Source organism: Paraburkholderia sp. CI3 (assembly GCF_050436505.1).
Classification (GTDB): domain Bacteria; phylum Pseudomonadota; class Gammaproteobacteria; order Burkholderiales; family Burkholderiaceae; genus Paraburkholderia; species Paraburkholderia tuberum.
In genome coordinates, this window is sequence record NZ_JBNDMI010000004.1 from 1,031,723 (window position 1) to 1,049,412 (window position 17,690).

The following is a 17,690-nucleotide window of genomic DNA, read 5'->3' on the forward strand; positions in this document are numbered from 1 at the left end:
TGTGTCCAGGCGCGGCTTTTCGCGAAGCGATCGTCGCGGGTGCGACGCGGATGCCGGACAGCTAGCGAACGGGAGCGGGAACGGCTGTTGCGCCGCACGGCGCGTCTCGACTCACCTGAGGCACGACAGCGCCGCTGCCCATGTACACCTGATCCGAGCCCAGCTCAGAAGGTCTCCCAATCCCGATCGCTGCCGGCCGTCGCCGCGGACCTGGCCGGCGCGCGCGTGGGCGTGGGCGCGGCCGCTACCGGCGGCGCGACAGCGGCCGCGGCCGGGATCGATGACTTCGCCGGCAACGCCGCCTGCGCCGTAGCCGGCGTGAGCTTGCGTGCGCGTGTAGCGACCGGGCTCGTGGACACCGGGCGCTTCGGCGCCGCAAGCGCCGACGCCGCTTCGTGACCGCCACGGCCGCTGTCGTCGACCTGGAACACCGCGACCGCGCTGCGCAGCCGCGCCGCCTGCTCCTCGAGCGACGACGCGGCGGCGGCCGCTTCCTCGACGAGCGCCGCATTCTGCTGCGTGACCTCGTCCATCTGCGTGACCGCGCGCGCGACCTGGTCGATGCCGCCGCTCTGCTCCTCCGACGCCGCCGCGATCTCGCCCATGATGTCGGTCACGCGCTGCACCGCGCCGATGATTTCGCTCATCGTGCGGCCGGCCTCGTCGACGAGCGCCGAGCCCGACTGCACGCGCTCGACCGACGTATCGATCAGCTCCTTGATCTCCTTGGCCGCCGCCGACGAACGCTGCGCGAGGCTGCGCACTTCGCCCGCGACGACCGCGAAGCCGCGCCCCTCCTCGCCGGCGCGCGCCGCCTCGACGGCTGCGTTCAACGCGAGGATGTTGGTCTGGAACGCAATGCCTTCGATGATCGAGATGATGTCGGCGATCTTCGCCGAGCTCTGGTTGATGTCGCCCATCGTGCCGACCACCTGGCCGACCACCGCGCTACCCTTGTTGGCGATCTCGGACGCGTTGGCCGCGAGTGCGCTCGCCTGGCGCGCGTTGTCGGCATTCTGCCGCACCGTGCCGGTCAGCTGCTCCATGCTCGAGGCGGTTTCCTGCAACGCCGACGCCTGCTCCTCGGTTCGCGACGACAGGTCGATGTTGCCCGCCGCGATCTGGCGCGTCGCGGTCGCGATCGACTCGCTACCGCCGCGCACGCTGCGCACCGTTTCGGTGAGGCTGCGCTGCATTCTGGCGATTCCTTCGAGCAGTTGCCCCATTTCGTCGCGCGATGTCGCGATCACCGGACGACGCAGATCGCCGGCCGCGATCGCATCGAGGTGGCCGAGCGCTTCGTCGAGCGGACGCGCGATCGAGCGGCTCAGCGTCAGATACGACAGCGCCGCCGCCAGTACGCCGACCACCAGCGCGCCGATGCTGACCACGCGGAACGTCTGGAAACTGCTCTGTGCGGAGTCGAAGCCCTGCCTGGCCGAATCGAACTGGTATTTGCGCAGCGCGTCGTCGGCGCCGACGAGGTCGTTGAAGACGACCTGCAGATTCTTCGCGTGCTCGACCAGCTTGCCCTGATCGTTCGCCGTGATCGCCGCCGCGAACGTTTCGAGTTGCTGATGCAGCGCGCTGCGCTTCGCGGCGACGTCCTGCGCAAGCCGGTCTTCGTCCGCGTTGCGTGGCAGATCGAGATATTTTTTCCACCACATGTCGGACGTGCCACCCAGCATGCGCCCGCGCTCGATGGTGGTGGCCGCTTCCGGTGTGCCGACCAGGAACGCGGCGCGGTCGAGCGCGAGTCGTTCGCGAGCCGCGTAGATTTCCGCGTTGCCGATGTTCACCGCGCCCGGCATCGCGTTGGTGAACGTGTCCTCATAGGCGTCGTTCGAACGGCTCATGCCGAACAGACCGAAAACGCCGATCGCAACCAGCAACGCGGCGAGGAACGCCATCGTGAGGCCAATTCGCGCCTTGATCGTGATGCCTTTATTCAACATGCTTGGTCCTGTGTGCTGTACTCAATGAGAGGCTGCGGCCTACGCAGCGTGGGAGCGGCGTGTGTTGGGTCCGGCGCTTTTTTGAAAGAGCGCTCTAATTTCCGTTTACGGCAGTCCATTCATAGACTTGAAGCATTTAAAAGGTATGAACAAAGACGTTGCAAGACGTTGAAAGCAAGTTGACAGGAAATGAGTGTGTTCGCGGAGCGAAGGAAACGCGGCGATATTCGTCAAAGCACGATTTTTGACGTTTTGACGACGGGAATGGCTGGAGATGCGAGCCGTTCGGAGTCACCCGAAGCGGCGGCAGGACAGTTCGATCAGGCAGCGTGCGAGGTGCCAACGCCGCCGCGGCATCAGTCCAATGCGTCGACCTCGGAGCGCGTCGGAATCGATGGCTGTGCGCCCGCGCGCGTCACCGATAGCGCGGCGGCGCGCTGCGCGAAGCGGATCGCCGCATCGACGCTCGCGCCCTGCGCGAGCTGCGCCGCGAAGCCGCCGATGAAGGTGTCGCCGGCCGCGGTCGTGTCGACCGCCTCGACGCGCGGCGCGTCGTACAGCGTCGCGGCCGCGCCTTCGAGCGACGCATGCACGCCGCGCGCACCGAGCGTGACCAGCACATTGCGCGCGCCGGCCGCGCGCAATGCGGCGGCGGCCCGTGCGGCGTCCTCGGGCGAGTCGACGGGGAGACCGCTCAGCGCGGCGGCTTCGAGTTCGTTCGGAATCAGGTAGTCGATCAGCGGCAGCCAGTCGGCCGGCAACGGGCCGGCGGCGGGCGCCGGATTCAGGATCACGGTCTTGCCGAGCCGCCGCGCCGCCGCCAGCGCCGCGCGCACCGATTCGGGCGGGGTTTCGAGCTGACAGATCACGACGGCGGCAGCGGCGAGCGTCGCTTCGTGTCGCGCGATGGTGGCCGGCGTGACCTCGCCGTTGCTGCCCGCGACGATCACGATCGTGTTCTGGCTCGCATCGTCGACGACGATCAGCGCCACACCGCTCGGCTCCCTGCCGGTTTCGAGCGCGGCGCAGTCGATGCGCTCCGCTTCGAGGCCCGCGCGCAGCTGCGCGCCATTCGCATCGGCACCGACGCAGCCGAGCATCGACACCTGCGCGCCGAGCCGCGCGGCCGCGACCGCCTGGTTGCCGCCCTTGCCGCCCGCGACCTGCGCGAAGCCGCGGCCGGCCAGCGTCTCGCCCGGTTGGGGCAGGCGTGGCGAACGCACCACGAGGTCCATGTTCAGACTACCGACCACCGTGACGCGTGCGCGCGTTGGGTTGCTTGCCACTCGAGTGTCCTCCGTTGCGCGACGGGTCGCGTCGCTATTGCGCGCGCGTCCTTCGAGCGCCCCTCATGCGTCCTTGATCCGGCGCATCAGGCCGCCAGATCCCGCCGTTCCTCGCCAGCCCATGTCGCGGTGGACTCGCGCACGATCAGCCGCGGCGACACCACGCGGCGGCGCGCAGGCGCCCGCGCGGCACTGTTCGACGACGCCTCGGCGATCCGGTCGATCAGCGTCTGCGCGGCCGTGTCGCCAAGCGCGCGCACCGACTGTCCGACCGTCGACAGCGACGGGAACGTGAAGCGGCCCAGCTCGATATCGTCGAAACCGATGATCGAGCAATCGCGCGGCACGCTGATATTGCGCTCCGCCGCCGCGCGCAACGCTCCGATGCCCATCATGTCGTTGCCCGCGAAAATCGCCGACGGCCTGACCGTATCGAACAGCTGCGCGGCCGCGCGATGTCCGCCTGTCCCCGAAAAATCGCTTTCGACGATCGCATCGGCCGGAATCTCGATGCCACGCTCGGCCATCGCGCGAATGAAGCCGTGCACCCGCATCGCGCTGACCGCGGTCTGCACCGGCCCCGTGATGCAACCGATCCGCACATGCCCGAGCTCGAGCAGATGACGGGTGGCCAGATACGCGCCCTTCTCGTGATCGATCTGCACGAGGTCCGCGCTGACTCCCTCGATGTTGCGGTCCACCACCACGAGCGGCTCGCGCGCGTCGGCGAGCGCCTGCGCGAGCACGGCGTCGTCGCCGGCCGACGCGACGATCAACCCGTCGATGCGTTTTTCCTGCAGCACGCGCAGATAGTTGCGCTGCTTCGCGGGGTCATCGTCGGAGTTGCAGAAGAACACGCAGTAGCCATTGCGCGCGCAGCCGTCCTCGATGCCGCGCGCGAGCTCCGCGAAATACGGGTTCGTGCTGTTCGGCACCACCAGTCCGATCGTCGCTGTCGAGCGCGCCTTCAGCGAGCGCGCGACCGCCGACGGCACATAGTGCAGTTGACGGATCGCGTGCTCGACTTTCGCGCGCACATCGGCCGACACCGGCCGCGAGTTGTTCACGACGTGCGATACCGTCGTGAACGACACGCCCGCCACCGCCGCCACATCCTTGATCGTCGTCATAACCTGTTGCTCTCCTGTCGAACGGAGTTAGCGCTTTAGCGCTTACTCCGGTCCCATGCAGTTTCATCGCGGTCGAACGGAGTTAGCGCTTTAGCGCTTACTCCGGTCCCATGCAGTTTCATCGCGGTCGAACGGAGTTAGCGCTTTAGCGCTTACTCCGGTCCCATGCAAAACCCCGTCAGGTCTGTTGTTCCGGCCGGATGCGCCGCATGGCGACCCACGGACGTCTTCATCGAAGACAGACCACACTCATTCATCGTTGCGCGGCGGCGCACACCTCAGGCGCGTTTGCGACGGCTGCGGTACGTATCGAGCACCACCGCGATCACGATCACCGCGCCGGTGATCATGCGCTTGGTCGGCTCGTTCGCGCCGATCTGCGCGAGGCCCGCCGCCAGCACTGAAATGATCAGCACGCCAAAGAACGTGCTGATAACCGAACCACGCCCGCCCATCAGACTCGTGCCGCCAATCACGACCGCCGCGATCACCTGCAGCTCCAGGCCGACACCCGCATTCGGATCGGCCGCCTCGAGCCGCGAGATCTGGAACAGCGCCGCGAGTCCGGACAGCGCGCCCATCAGCGCGAACACGATCACCTTGTACGGCCGCGGATTGACGCCCGCGAGCCGCACCGCTTCCTCATTGGTGCCGATCCCGACCAGATAGCGCCCGAACACCGTGCGCGTCAGCACTAGTTGCGCGATCACCATCACCGCGACCGCGATCAGAAAGGCCGGCGAGATGCCAAGCGCGATCGGGTTCGACAGAAAATCGAACGCATCGCCGATATACGCGGTGCGCGAATTGGTCATCTGATACGCCATGCCGCGCGCCGCCTCGAGCACGCCGAGCGACACGATGAACGACGGAATTCGCCAGCCCACCGTCACCGCGCCGGTCACGGTGCCGGTCAGCGCCGCGACCGCGACCCCGAGCAGCGCGCCGGCAGCTGGCCCCCAGCCCCACTTCAGCGTCACCACGCTGACCACCGACGCCCCGAGCGCGAGCACCGAGCCCACCGACAGATCGATCCCCGCGATGATCAGCACGAAGGTCATGCCGACCGACATCACGACGAGATCCGGAATCTGGTTCGCGATCGTGCTGAACGTGTCGTAGGTCAGAAAGTGCGAACTCAGCAGCGAGAACAGCACGATCATCGCGAGCAGCGCGCCGGCGAGGCCCAGGTAGTTCGAAAAGCCGAGCCGCGTGCCGGCCGGCTTGCCGCTCGCGAGCGGCGCCGACGGATCGGCGGGCGGCGTCACGGCGGGCGCGTCCGGCGCACCGCCTTGCTTGCCGTCCTGCTGGCCGCCCAACTGGCCGTCCTGTTTGACACCTGCCGCCTCGCGCCACGATTGATCGGTCATCACAGACTCCCTGCTTCGTTGACGCCGTGCGTGTGCAGCAGCGCGTCACGGCCGCGGTAGCCGGCGAACGCAGCCGCGAGCAGCGCATCCTGGCTCCAGCTCGCGCGCTCGAACACGCCTGTCATGCTGCCCGCCGACATCACGCCGATCCGGTCGCAGATCAGCATCAGTTCGCGCAGATCGCTCGACACCACGACGAGCGCGCGGCCGTCGCGAGCGAGCGCGCCCATCAGGCCGTAAATATCGAACTTCGCGCCGACGTCGATGCCGCGAGTCGGTTCGTCGAACAACAGCACGCGGCAGTCGCGCGCGAGCCAGCGGCCGATCACGACCTTCTGCTGGTTGCCCCCCGACAGCTCGCCGACAACCTGCGCGGGCCCCGAGCTGCGAATCCGCATCGCGGCGATCTGCTTGTGCGCCAGCGCGTTCTCGCGCTTCGCGTCGACGAGGCCGTGCCGCGCGACGCTGCCGAGATTGCCGAGCGACAGGTTGGCCGCGATCGGTTGCGGCAGCAGCAGGCCTTCGCCCTTGCGGTCTTCGGTGATCAGCGCGATACCCGCGCGTACCGCGTCCGCCGGCGAGTCGATTTGCACCGGCGCAGGCGGCGCGCCCGGCGTCGCGGCGAGCGACACGCTGCCGCCGTCCTTGCGGTCGGCGCCGTAGATGAGCCGCATCAGCTCGGTGCGGCCCGCGCCGATCAGTCCGCTCACACCGAAAATCTCGCCCGCGCGCACCTCGAACGACACGTCGCGCACGACCTTGCCGCGCGCGAGCCGCTCCACTTTCAGGAGCGGCGCGCCGATGTTGCGCTCGCCGAGATCGATATGCTCGCCGAGCTCGCGGCCGACCATCCACGTGACGATCTGCTCGCTCGTCAGGTTCGCCATCGCGTCGACATGCACGAGGCGGCCGTCGCGCAGCACCGCGACCCGTTCGGCGACCCGCGCCAGCTCTTCGAGCCGGTGCGAGATATAGACGAGCGCGACGCCGCGAGCCTTGAGCCGCCCGATCTGCTCGAACAGCAGATCGACCTCGCGCGCGGTCAGCATCGCGGTCGGCTCGTCGAGGATCAGCACGCGGCAGTCGTCGATCAGGTTGCGGGCGATCTCGACCATCTGCTGATGACCGATGCCCAGTTCGCCGACCAGCGTGTCGGGATCGATCGCGTCGAGCCCGACACGCTCCATCGCCTGGCGCGCGTTCTCGCGCAGCTTGCCGCGATCGATCCAGCCGAAGCTGAACGCGCCCGCACGCGGCAGCCGGTTCAGGAACAGGTTCTCGGCGACCGACAGCGTAGGCAGCAGATTCAACTCCTGCATGACCATGCGCACGCCGAGCGCCTCGGCCTCGGTGCGGCTCGCGGGCGCGTACGGCGCGTCGGCAAGCCGCATCGTGCCCGCGCTCGCTTCGACCAGCCCGCCGATGATCTTCGACAGCGTGCTCTTGCCCGCGCCGTTCTCGCCGGTCAACGCCAATACCTCGCCCGCTCGCAGCGACAGCGATACGTCGGCGAGCACCGCTTCGGCATAGGTCTTGCCGATGCCGCTGACGCTCAGTACGACAGGCAAGGCGTCGTGGTCGGTCGAATCCATCGCGCTCCTGGTTGCATGGCGCTTCTGGCGCCTTCGTGACGCCCCATTGCGCGGAATGCACAGCTGCTCATGGCCGCGCTCCCTCTCACCACGCGAGCCGCCGTCATGACGCTTATCTCTGGGATTAACGGCGGCGCGGCGGGATTCTTGAGCGTTCGTTGAACAAAAGCGGATCGCTGGGTGGTGGTTTGCCTCTAAAACACGCTATCCATAATTCGTGGTGATTTTTGCGGCTTCCCGTGCGCTTTCCCGGCTGCGCCCGGCTCGTGCTTCACGCCGGGCGCGGCGCGCTTACTTCAGGGTGTCCTTCGTCACCAGAACGACCGGCGTTTCGACGACGCCCGACAGCTGCGACTGCTTCTTGTTTTCGCTCAACGCCTTCAACGCGGTATCGATGCCGAACACGGCCTGCTTCGCCGCGTACTGGTCGGCGGTGGCGAGCACGCGGCCGTCCTTCAGCATCGGATGGATCGCGTTGATGTTGTCGTAGCCGACCACCAGCACCTTGCCCTGCTTGCCGGCCGCGCGCACCGCCGACACCGCGCCGATCGCCATGTTGTCGTTGCCGGCGAGCAGCGCCTTCAGGTTCGGATACTCGTTGAGCATGGCCGATGCGACCGCGTTGCCCTTGTCGATTTCCCACTCGCCCGACTGCACCGACACGACTTTCGCGCCGACTGCCTGCATCGCGTCCTTGAAGCCCGCGGTACGCTGCTGCGCGTTGGTGGTGGTCGACACGCCTTCGAGGATGCCGACCTCGTCGCCGGCCTTCAGGCGCTTCGCGAGGTAGTCACCGACGAGCCGCGCGCCCTTGCGATTGTCGGGGCCGACGAACGGCACGTTCAGGTCTTTCGACTTCAGCACGTCCGGATCGAGCCGGTTGTCGATGTTGACGACGATGATGCCCGCGTCGACCGCCTTCTTGACGACCGGCACCAGCGCCTTCGAATCGGCCGGCGCGAGCACGATCGCGTCGACCTTCGACACGATCATCTGCTCGACGATGCGGATCTGGTTGGCGGTGTCGGTTTCGTCCTTGATGCCGTTGGTGATCAGGTCGAACTTGCCGGGATTCTGCTTCTGATAGTCTTTCGCCCCGGTCTCCATGGTCAGGAAGAACTCGTTGGCGAGCGACTTCATCACGAGCGCGACCTTCGGCTTATGAGCCAGGGCGTTCTGCGCGTGGGCGGCGGAAAAAGGCAGGACGGCGGAGGCGGTGGCGAGAACTGCGGCGGCAAGAATGCGACGACGGGTTCGATGGCTCATGCGTATCTCCAAGGTTGTCAGGCTCGCGGGCGAGCCGTATTTTTTGTGATGCGCAAACCTTTGCGAGGCCCATTCTCAGCGCAAGCTCTTCGGAATGTCAACGATTCGCGGTGTTGCAACGCACCGGCGCGCAACATCTGCGGCGCCGCAATGCGCTCGATCGATCCGGGCAGGTGTGGCAACAGCGTGTGGCAAGGTTCCCTCGCTCAGTCCGTGCAGTCGATGACGCCTGTGCGTCGCGTGCGGCGCGACCCACAGGCCGCTTATGCTGGCCTGGTATCGCGCGCGCCGCAAGTGAAACCCCGAGGAAATTGAACGGTGCGCCGGCTACAGCCAGCCCGCCTTGCGAAAACGCCGGTACAGCACGAAGTCGATCGCCAGCATCACCGCCAGCACGACCGGATAGCCGAACTTGAAATGCAGCTCGGGAATGCGCTCGAAGTTCATCCCGTAGATGCCGGCGATCATGGTCGGCACCGCGAACAGCGCGGCGAACGAGCCGAGCCGCTTGGTGACTTCGCTCTCGGCGAGCGAGATCATGCCGAGGTTCACCTGCACCGCCGTGACGACGATTTCGCGGCGCCCCTCGATGGTTCTGACGATCCGGTCGAGGTGGTCGTAGACGTCGCGGAAGTACGCCTGCATGCCGGCGCAGACGCTCGGAATGCGCCCGCCCGTCAGTTTGCCGACCGCTTCCTGCAGCGGCACGATATGGTGCTGGAGGATCACGAGCCGGCGCTTCATCGTGTACAGGTCCTGCACGATCGCGCGCGAGGCGGCCGAATCGTTCTTCTCGAAGATGCGGTCCTCGAGCGTTTCGAGCTCGGTGCTCATCGCCTCCACGACCGGGAAATAACGGTCGACCACATCGTCGATCAGCGCGTACAACACGAACGCCGAGCCCTCCTTCAACAGATGCGGCTCGTGCTCGCAGCGCGCGCGCACGCTCTTGAAGCCGGTGCGCGTGCCGCGCCGCACCGACAGCACATAGTTGCTGCCGACGAACACGTCGACTTCGCCGATCACGAATTCGCCCTGCTCGTCCATCTCGACCGTGTGCATCACGGTGAACAGCGAATCGCCGTACTCCTCGATCTTCGGCCGTTGATGGCCGGTTTGCGCATCTTCGATGGCGAGCTCGTGCAGATTGAACTCGTCTTTCATCATCGCGAGTTCGTCGGGGCTCGGGTCTTTCAACGCGACCCAGACGAAGCACTCGGGCCGCGCGACGTAGTCGCTGATGCTGTCGATATCGATGTCGGCGAGTTTCCGGCCGTCCTGATAGGCGGCGCAATTGATCAGCATGTTCGGATTACCTTGCATACAAAAGCAGACCTCGCCACCCTCTCACGTAAGCATTGCGTAAGACGGTCGACGGGTCTGCATGAACGGACAAGCACGCTTCCAGGCCGCTTGCATCAGCCGTCATGTTAAGGCGCGATACTAAGCCGCGCGTATCCAATTGTTAACGCTCGACGACAGGCTACTGCGCGACCCGCTGCAGGCCGATGCGGTGATCGTCGTTGAACGTGACCGAGGCGCGGTTCGTGTAGCGCGGGTCGGCCGTCACGACGAAGTTCAGCTCGATGACCGGATCGAACTGCGTCGATACGCCGATCCGATGCTCGCCGGGCGGCAGATAGAACACCACGTGCTCGCCGTTCATCAGGTCGGTCACGCGCTCGCCGTCGATATAGACGAGCGCATTGCGGAACCGCACGATCACGTCGCGCGAACGCTCGCGCCGCACGTCCACCGCGACGAGGCCGGGGCCCGGCGCCGTATAGCCCTGTCTGACGATGCGCTCGGCAGGCACCAGTTTGAACGGTACCGGCTCGGCCGGCGTCGACGCGCAGCCGGCCAGCGTGAGCACGCTGAGCGCGACGCATGCGGCCAACGCGGCGCAGCGTGCGGACCCGGCCATCCGTGCGGCTCGGCAGCGGCAAGACAGGCGCATCGGCATGCTGGTTCTCCCCTGTGCTCTCGATTGTGGCCCGAGTTTCCGACTACGCGGTGTGGGTCGTCGCTCCGTGTCCGCCGGTTCGGCGGACACGGTACGTTCGTACGCATGATCGTTGCGCATCATAGCAACGCGCGGACATTCCGCCAGCCACGGTGCACGGAGCTCGGGCGCCGCGCCTCTTGCATGGCGCGGCGTTCTTCTTCATGATCGGTGCAGGCGGCCGCGCTCGCGGCTAGCCATCGTCGGTTGCCGGCATGCCTGTCGATCCGCGTCGCCGGACGCACGATCAAGGAGACTGCGATGTGGTATTTCACCTGGATTCTCGGCGTCGGTGTGGCGCTCGGCTTCGGCATCATCAACGTGATGTGGCTCGAGGCCAACGGCACGTTCGCGCGCGACCCGCGCCCCGATGACGCCGCCGCGCCGCGTGAGGACAAGCCTGCGTGACTTCTCTGGTTTTCTTTTGCGGTCATGCGGGCACGGGCAAGACGACGCTGGCGAAAAAACTGCTCGGCCCGCTGATGAAAGTGAGCGGCACCCCCTTCTGCCTGCTCGACAAGGACACGCTGTACGGCGGCTATAGCGCGGCCGCGATGGCGATGTTGACCGGCAATCCGAACGATCGCGACAGCCCTCTTTTCCTGCAGCATCTGCGCGACCCCGAGTATCGCGGCCTCATCGATACGGCGCGCGACAATCTCGAACTCGGCATCAGCGCGTTGGTCGTCGGCCCGCTGTCTCGCGAGGTGCGCGAGCGGCGGCTGTTCGATCATGCGTGGCTCGGCGTCGCGCCGGACGTGAGGTTGTGTGTCGTGTGGGTGCGGACCTCGGAGGACGTGGCGCGGCAGCGGATCGTCGCGCGCGCGAATCCCAACGATGCGTACAAGCTCGCGCACTGGGACGCCTACCGGCGGCGGCGTTTCGAGCCGAGCGGCGCGAGCCGCGAGGGTCTGCTGATGTTCGACAATACCGCGCCCAGTTCGGCGGACCATGAAGCGCTCGTCGCGCAAATCGTGGCTGGATGACGGCCCTCCCTTCTGTCTGGCGAGTGCCGCGCTGGTCCGATGAGGGCTGAAAAACCGAAAATCCCCGTACGTCGGCGACATACGGGGATTTTCATTCGACGCGAGCCATGCCGGCCTCAAACGGTCGCCATCGCCTCCAGCGACTGCCCTTCGTACAACTTGCCGAAGCGGTTCGCCAGAAAATCGCCGAGCGACACCTGCTCCTGGCGCACGAAGCCCTTTTGCGGCAGCTTGCGCTCGCGGAACAGATCGAGCACCGCGCACATCGCGCCGGCGGTCGTGATCTGAATCGCGCTCATCGGCACCCCGCAGACGGTCTTCGCGAAGATCTTGCGCGTGAACACCTCCTGCACCAGCTGACCGTCGCGCATGCCGCTCACGGTGATGAACACCAGCACGACATCTTGCGCGGTCGACGGCACCGAGCGGCGCATGATGGTCTTCAGCGTATCGCGGTCGCTCGACAAACGCAGGTCTTCGAGCAGGAACTGCATCAGGTTGCGATGACCCGGATAGCGCACCGACTTGTAGTCGAGCGATTCGACGCGGCCCGCCAGCGTTTCGCACAGCGTGCCCAGCCCGCCCGACGTGTTGAACGCTTCGTACTCGGTGCCGTCGAGCGAGAAATGCTCGAGGCCTTCGAGCGGCTGCACCCATTGCGTGCGGCCATCGCGGATGGCCTCGCACGGCTGGCAGTACTCGTTGATCAGGCCGTCGACGCTCCACGTCAGGTTGTACTTCAGCGCATTGGTCGGAAACTCGGGCAGCGCGCCGACGCGCATCTTCACGTCGCGGATTTCCGTGAAGCGGTTCGCGAGTTCGTGCGCGGCAATGCCGATGAAGCCCGGCGCGAGACCGCACTGCGGCATGAATGCGTGATCGGCATCTTCGGCGATCGCGCGGATCGCGTGCGTCGCGCGTACGTCCTCGGTCAGGTCGAAATAATGGACACCCGCGCCCTTCGCGGCCGATGCGACGTTGACCGCGAGGTAGTACGGCAGCGCGTTGATCAGCACGTCGAAGCCCTCGATGGCGGCGCGCAGCACGGCGGCGTCGGCGGAATCGATGCGGCGGGTGGGAATGCCCTGGGCGGCGAGCTTGTCGAGCGCGTGCTGATCGCGGTCGAACGCGACGACTTCATAGTCGCCCGTCTCGCGCAGCATATGGGCAATGGTGTGACCGATCAGACCTGCGCCAACGATAGCTACTTTCATCTGCTTCTCCTTGTTATCCATGTGCTGTCTCTGAGCTTGGGAAGTGCGCCGCGTGTTGCGCGCGGCGCCTGCGGGCCGAACCCTTGAATGACAGTGTAGGAAGAAGCAAAAACAGTTCATACGCGCAAAATGCTGCGGTATGACCATCCAGTTCGACGTTCTGACGAACCGGTCAAACGATTTGTCGAAACAGCGTAAAAAAGGCGTCAACGATGGACTCTCGCAGCACTCGCGAAGAAGTTACGCCGCGCGCCGACTCACACCGTGCCGCGGTCGATCTTGCGCGCGAGAATGATCGACGTCGTGGTCCGCTCGACGCCCTCTAGCCCGCCGATCTGATCGAGCAGATCGTTGAGCCGCTCGGGCGAATCGGCGCGCAGCCATGCCACGTAGTCGAACTCGCCGCTGACCGCGCACAGCATCTGCACTTCGGGCATTTTGCCGAGGCGTTTCTGCACGGCCGGTCCGTGCTTCGGCGCGATGATGATGCCGACATACGCGACGATGCTCGAATCGAGCACATCCTGGCCAAGCCTCACGCTGTAGCCGGCAATCACGTTGCTGCGCTCGAGCCGCGCAATGCGCGCGATCACGGTCGTGCGCGCGACGCCGAGCTGCCGCGCAAGATTCGCGACGCTCTCGCGCGCGTTGGCTTGCAGCAGTGCAACGAGGTTGCGGTCGAGGTCGTCGAGCTGGTCGAGGCGCGGAGGTCTCATCGAAGGGGAAGGAAGTTGGCGTGGAATGTCGCGGATTATCGCGCGTCTGCACGCAGCGGCGCCATGTCACGCGGTACGGTCACAGATGCACGGCACACTGTGGGGCGGCCCCGGCGCAGTAGGTCGGCGCGATTGCCGCTCAGGCGCGAGCCGTTTCGCGTTCGTTTCGGTTGTAAGCGTTTGTCGCACACGCACCGTATTGTAGGGTTAACGTGTTACTAATAGCGGCGCCGGGCGAATGCGGCAGCCGCTTGCGGTGCGGCGCCATTCGCCGCTGGCGCGGGGCAGGACGCTCGCCGCGCGCCGTGTCTCAATAACGAACAGACATCAGGAGTTTCGATGAAAAAAGCACTGGTTATGCTGGCTACGGCCGTTTCGATGGGCGGCGCGTTCGCCCAAACCGCCGCGCCGGCCGCAGCGCCGGACACCACGGCCTCGGCCTCCGCGGCCAAGGCCGGCCACGAACGCAACGTCGAAGACCGCATCGCTTATCTGCACTCGCAACTGAAGATCACGCCCGCGCAGGAAACGCAATGGAAGGCGTTCGCCGACGTCATGCGCAGCAACGGCGAAACGATGGGCCAGTTGTTTGAGCAGCGCAAGGCGGCCACCAACGTGAGCGCGCTCGACGACATGAAACAGTACGCAACGATCGCGCAGGCGCATGCGGACGGCATGAAGAAGCTCGTCGATGCGTTCGATCCGCTGTATAGCAGCCTGTCGCCGGAGCAGAAGAAGCTCGCCGACGCGACGTTCCACCAGGGCGGCCCCGAGGGCCATCATCGCGGCCACCATGGCAAGGGCAAGGGCGGCAAGCCCGCGGCCGAAGCCGCGAGCGACGCGACTGTCAAGCCGTAATGAAAGAGCGCCCGCGGCGGGGGTTGCCCCGTTGCGGGCGCGGGTCCGTTCGGACGCGGTTGATTTCGGCAATTCCGATGGCGCCCGAACAGCGGCTTTCTCACCACGCCTCAGCCTTTCGCCTCCCCCCGCCCGACTCATGCATCTGGCATTATTCGGGGGCGCGCTGTCTGGGCCGGCTACCCGTCCCAGCGACTCGACGCACGATCGCCGCAAAGCGGCAAGTCTCGCCGCAACGCTCACCCCCTAATCTTCCACCCGCTTCATGACCGAACTCAGGAATCTCGATTTGCGTGACGATCCGCACGCCCAATGCGTCGTCAAGGACGAAACGGTAAGCGTCGAATTCGCCGCCGCCGAAGGCCAGTTGATGAGCCTCGAAGGCCCGAACCGCTATGTGCGCGGCGATGCGCTGATCACCGGCTCGACCGGCGAGCGCTGGGTCGTGTCGCGCGAGCGCTTCGATGCGAAGTACCTGCCCGCCGATGCCGCGCTCGCGCACGGCGAAGCCGGCGCCTACCGCAATCGCCCGGCGGTCGTACTCGCCCGCCGGATGGACGAGTCCTTCTCGCTCGCGCGCTCCGCGAGCGGCGGCGACGTGCTGCACGGCGCGGCCGGCGACTGGGTCATGCAGTACGCGCCCGGCGACTATGGCGTCGTGCAGGCCGCGCGTTTCGCGAAGGTCTATCGGCTCGCGGATTGAATCCGCTTCATTCGCGATTCGCCCGCGCTTCATTCGCGCTTCATTCGCGCTTCACGCGAACTCTTCGCCGAGATCGACCGTGACTTCGCGCGGGACCGCCTGGCCGTTCGCGTACATTTCTTCGAGCGAGCCCAGGCTCGCTTCGACGTACGCGCGCAATACCGCAAAGCTGCGGCCACGCAACCGCGCCGGCATCGCGCGATAACGCGCGAGCGCCGCCGGCGCGATCGCGACCGTCATCACGATACGGCGCGCGGTGGAACCGAAGCGCATTGCTACCCAGTGAACCGTCAGTGTGGGCGTGCCATCGTCGGCGGCACGCTCGATGAACTGCGTCTGCTCGGGAAACAGATCGCTGATGACGCGCGCGAGCTCGTCGAACTCCGGATGCGCGCAGTCGTATTGGTAAGCTTCCATGAAGGCTGCCGGGAAAAGAAGATCCTGAAACGTAGGCGTATTTTAGAGAAACGCTGAAGGGATAGCGAGGCGCCTGCCGTCCAGCGGCTCATCCGCTCACGCCGCCGCCGGCCGCCGGTAAATCCGTATCAGCAGTCCCGCGACGAACACCGCCGCCACCACATAGACCGTATCGGCCGCCGCGAGCGGCAACAGCCGCGCCTGCGTCATTGCCGCAGGCACGTCGATCAGCGCGTGCACCCCGATCGCGAGCGGCAGGATGCCGCGCGAGCCGGCCCGCACGCCGCGCCACATCAGCACCGACAGGCCGATCTGGAACACCAGCGCCGCGACGCGTTCGAGCGCGAAAATGCCGGCCAGTTGCGGCGTCAGGCTCGCGAGAATCAGATGCACGCGCATCACCGCTTCGGCCGGCAGATTGCCGAGGTAATCGCCGAGCCGGCCACGGTTTTCGAGGACCGCCAACACGAGCCACTGGCACTGCACGAACACGCCGACCATCCACGCTTCTGCGCCGCCGTGGCCGAGGCCGTAGCTGAGCGCGGCGCCATCGTCGGCGCGCAATGCGGCGGTGCGCGTGTCGGCGGTCGTGCTGGCGGCGGGGCTCGCGCCCGCGCTTGCAGCGACGCCGGCGGGCGCGTCGACGTTCGCCTTCTTGCGCACCGCCGGCCGCGCCGCCGCGCGCTTCATGAGCAGCCGCATGCCGAAGAACCGCCCCACTTCCTCGCAAACGCCCGCGGCCAGCGCACCATAGACGACGAACGCGAGCGGCTGCGAAAGGAACGCCGCGGTCGTCTCGTTGCCGCGCAACAGATAGTCGTGCAGCGCACGCTCGATGACCATCGCGAACAGCGCGAACACCGCGACGCCGGCGATCGCGTCGCGCGGCCGAAGCGCGAGCGGACGGCGCAATTGTCGGTAAATCAGAAACGGTAAAGCGGCGATGACGAGCGTGGCGAGCGCGAGACTCGCGAGGGTAAGCGGTGGCACGACCATGAGTATCCTTGCGGGGTTCCTTGCAATCCCCGGCGCGCAACCGCTGCGCGCCGCAGCCCGCATCATCGCAGATTGGCCGGAAATCAGCGTGCGGTCGACGCACGCACGATCAACTCGCCGGGCAGCAGGCAGTCGCGCGCGCCCGTCTGCGTGCCTTCGATGCGCTCGTGCAGGAATTCGACCGCGCGATAACCGATGTCGTAGGTCGGCTGGCGGATCGTCGTGATGCCGGCGAGCTCGGCCCAATCCGGATCGTCGATGGAAAGCAGCGCGACGCGGCTCTGCCAGTGCGCGCCGTAACGCGCGTTCAGATGCAGCGCGAGCCGCAACGCGACCGGTGCGTTGGCCGCGAACAGCGCGACGCGTGGCGAGGCGCCGGCGGGCTCGGCACCGGCCCCGCCTGGCGAGTCGATCGCACGATCCAGCTCCGCGAGACCGCGCTCGAGCGCAGTTGCATCGGCGAGATCGAGCACCAGCGTACGACCGCGCGCGCGGCCGTCGTCGCGCATCGCCCGATCGAATGCTTCGACGCGCAACTGCCGCGAGCTGACCTGCTCGAACGGCTGCACGACGAACCAGATGTGCTCGAAGCCCCGTTCGAGCAGATGCCGCGTACCGAGCGCGGCGGCCGCGCCATTGTCGAGACCGACCATGTCGGCGACCAGCCCCTCCACGCGCCGATCGACCAGCACCGCCGGAATCCCGCCGTCGCCGACCGGCCGCAACGTCTCCTCGCGCACGCCTAGCGCGTTGACGATCACACCTTCCACGCGATACGTGGTCAGCAGTTGCAGATAACGCCGCTCCATCTCGACTTCGTTCGCCGCGTGGCAAATCAGCGGCATCAAGCCGAGCGCATGGCACGCGGCCTCGACGCCTTGCAGCACTTCGACGGAGTACGGATTGGTCAGGTCGGCGACCAGCATGCCGATCAGCCGGTTGCGGCCGCGCTTCAGGCCGCGCGCCATCTGGTTCGGCTGATAGTCGAGCCGCGCGATCGCGGCTTCGATCCGCGCGCGCAGCTCGGGCGACAGCGCGCCGAACTCGCCGTTCAGATAGCGCGAGATGCTGGTCTTGCCGGTGCCGGCTTCACGCGCGACATCGGTGATCGTCGCGCGTCGCGTCGGCGCGCTCGGGGGACCAGGCGGCATGCTGGCCGGGGGCGGGGTCGTGCTCATTCGCTCATCGCTCGTGCCGGT

17 protein-coding genes are annotated in these 17,690 nt (G+C 66.6%); 4 read left to right on the forward strand and 13 right to left on the reverse strand.

Features of this window, described 5'->3' with window-relative positions:
* Positions 1–164: 164 nt before the first annotated feature.
* The 8 genes from OKW29_RS26175 to OKW29_RS26210 all read right to left on the reverse strand — a co-directional run bounded on the left by OKW29_RS26175 (position 165) and on the right by OKW29_RS26210 (position 10,523).
* Positions 165–1,955, reverse strand: coding sequence for a methyl-accepting chemotaxis protein (locus OKW29_RS26175; protein WP_429293158.1), 1,791 nt, complete (start codon positions 1,953–1,955; stop codon positions 165–167).
* 356 nt (positions 1,956–2,311) lie between these two features.
* Positions 2,312–3,241 (reverse strand): ribokinase, encoded by a 930-nt coding sequence (gene rbsK / locus OKW29_RS26180; RefSeq protein ID WP_429293159.1) that lies wholly within the window; start codon positions 3,239–3,241, stop codon positions 2,312–2,314.
* Between the two features lie 86 nt (positions 3,242–3,327).
* Complete coding sequence (locus tag OKW29_RS26185) at positions 3,328–4,371, reverse strand: LacI family DNA-binding transcriptional regulator (RefSeq protein WP_429293160.1); 1,044 nt, start codon at positions 4,369–4,371, stop codon at positions 3,328–3,330.
* A gap of 278 nt (positions 4,372–4,649) precedes the next feature.
* Positions 4,650–5,741: an ABC transporter permease gene (locus tag OKW29_RS26190; RefSeq protein ID WP_429293161.1), complete on the reverse strand. Its 1,092-nt coding sequence runs from the start codon at positions 5,739–5,741 to the stop codon at positions 4,650–4,652.
* A complete protein-coding gene (locus OKW29_RS26195) occupies positions 5,741–7,333 on the reverse strand; it encodes a sugar ABC transporter ATP-binding protein (RefSeq protein ID WP_429293162.1) in 1,593 nt (530 codons plus the stop codon). The genes OKW29_RS26190 and OKW29_RS26195 overlap by 1 nt, the downstream gene beginning before the upstream one ends.
* 291 nt (positions 7,334–7,624) lie before the next feature.
* Entirely contained in the window at positions 7,625–8,599 is a 975-nt protein-coding gene (locus tag OKW29_RS26200; protein ID WP_429293163.1) for a sugar ABC transporter substrate-binding protein, read from the reverse strand.
* 327 nt (positions 8,600–8,926) lie between these two features.
* Positions 8,927–9,904, reverse strand: coding sequence for a magnesium/cobalt transporter CorA (gene corA, locus OKW29_RS26205; protein ID WP_429293164.1), 978 nt, complete (start codon positions 9,902–9,904; stop codon positions 8,927–8,929).
* Positions 9,905–10,082: 178 nt separating this feature from the next.
* Entirely contained in the window at positions 10,083–10,523 is a 441-nt protein-coding gene (locus OKW29_RS26210; protein WP_429293165.1) for a hypothetical protein, read from the reverse strand.
* A gap of 339 nt (positions 10,524–10,862) precedes the next feature.
* Between OKW29_RS26210 and cydX the strand changes: the two genes are divergently transcribed.
* Both cydX and OKW29_RS26220 read left to right on the forward strand, forming a co-directional pair.
* Positions 10,863–11,009 carry a cytochrome bd-I oxidase subunit CydX gene (cydX, locus tag OKW29_RS26215; RefSeq protein WP_184056699.1) on the forward strand — a complete coding sequence of 49 codons (147 nt, stop codon included), beginning with the start codon at positions 10,863–10,865 and terminating at the stop codon, positions 11,007–11,009.
* A complete protein-coding gene (locus OKW29_RS26220) occupies positions 11,006–11,587 on the forward strand; it encodes an AAA family ATPase (RefSeq protein ID WP_429293166.1) in 582 nt (193 codons plus the stop codon). Before cydX ends, OKW29_RS26220 begins: the two co-directional genes overlap by 4 nt.
* Positions 11,588–11,703: 116 nt before the next feature.
* Here OKW29_RS26220 and OKW29_RS26225 read toward each other — a convergent pair whose 3' ends face one another.
* Together OKW29_RS26225 and OKW29_RS26230 are read right to left on the reverse strand one after the other, a co-directional pair.
* Complete coding sequence (locus OKW29_RS26225; RefSeq protein WP_184022712.1) at positions 11,704–12,801, reverse strand: saccharopine dehydrogenase family protein; 1,098 nt, start codon at positions 12,799–12,801, stop codon at positions 11,704–11,706.
* A gap of 257 nt (positions 12,802–13,058) precedes the next feature.
* Entirely contained in the window at positions 13,059–13,517 is a 459-nt protein-coding gene (locus tag OKW29_RS26230; protein ID WP_090805298.1) for an Lrp/AsnC family transcriptional regulator, read from the reverse strand.
* A 339-nt stretch (positions 13,518–13,856) separates the two neighbouring features.
* On the opposite strand from OKW29_RS26230, the gene OKW29_RS26235 reads away from it, so the two are divergent.
* Both OKW29_RS26235 and OKW29_RS26240 read left to right on the forward strand, forming a co-directional pair.
* Positions 13,857–14,375 (forward strand): Spy/CpxP family protein refolding chaperone, encoded by a 519-nt coding sequence (locus OKW29_RS26235; protein WP_184003867.1) that lies wholly within the window; start codon positions 13,857–13,859, stop codon positions 14,373–14,375.
* 265 nt (positions 14,376–14,640) lie between these two features.
* Positions 14,641–15,078 carry a PGDYG domain-containing protein gene (locus tag OKW29_RS26240; RefSeq protein WP_429293167.1) on the forward strand — a complete coding sequence of 146 codons (438 nt, stop codon included), beginning with the start codon at positions 14,641–14,643 and terminating at the stop codon, positions 15,076–15,078.
* 51 nt (positions 15,079–15,129) lie between these two features.
* Here OKW29_RS26240 and OKW29_RS26245 read toward each other — a convergent pair whose 3' ends face one another.
* The 3 genes from OKW29_RS26245 to OKW29_RS26255 form a co-directional block, all read right to left on the reverse strand.
* On the reverse strand, positions 15,130–15,495 hold the full coding sequence (locus OKW29_RS26245; RefSeq protein WP_429293168.1) for a DUF3022 domain-containing protein: 366 nt from the start codon (positions 15,493–15,495) through the stop codon (positions 15,130–15,132).
* A 96-nt stretch (positions 15,496–15,591) separates the two neighbouring features.
* Entirely contained in the window at positions 15,592–16,491 is a 900-nt protein-coding gene (locus OKW29_RS26250) for a YhfC family intramembrane metalloprotease (protein ID WP_429293169.1), read from the reverse strand.
* 83 nt (positions 16,492–16,574) lie between these two features.
* Positions 16,575–17,669: a LacI family DNA-binding transcriptional regulator gene (locus OKW29_RS26255; RefSeq protein WP_429293170.1), complete on the reverse strand. Its 1,095-nt coding sequence runs from the start codon at positions 17,667–17,669 to the stop codon at positions 16,575–16,577.
* Positions 17,670–17,690 lie beyond the last annotated feature (21 nt).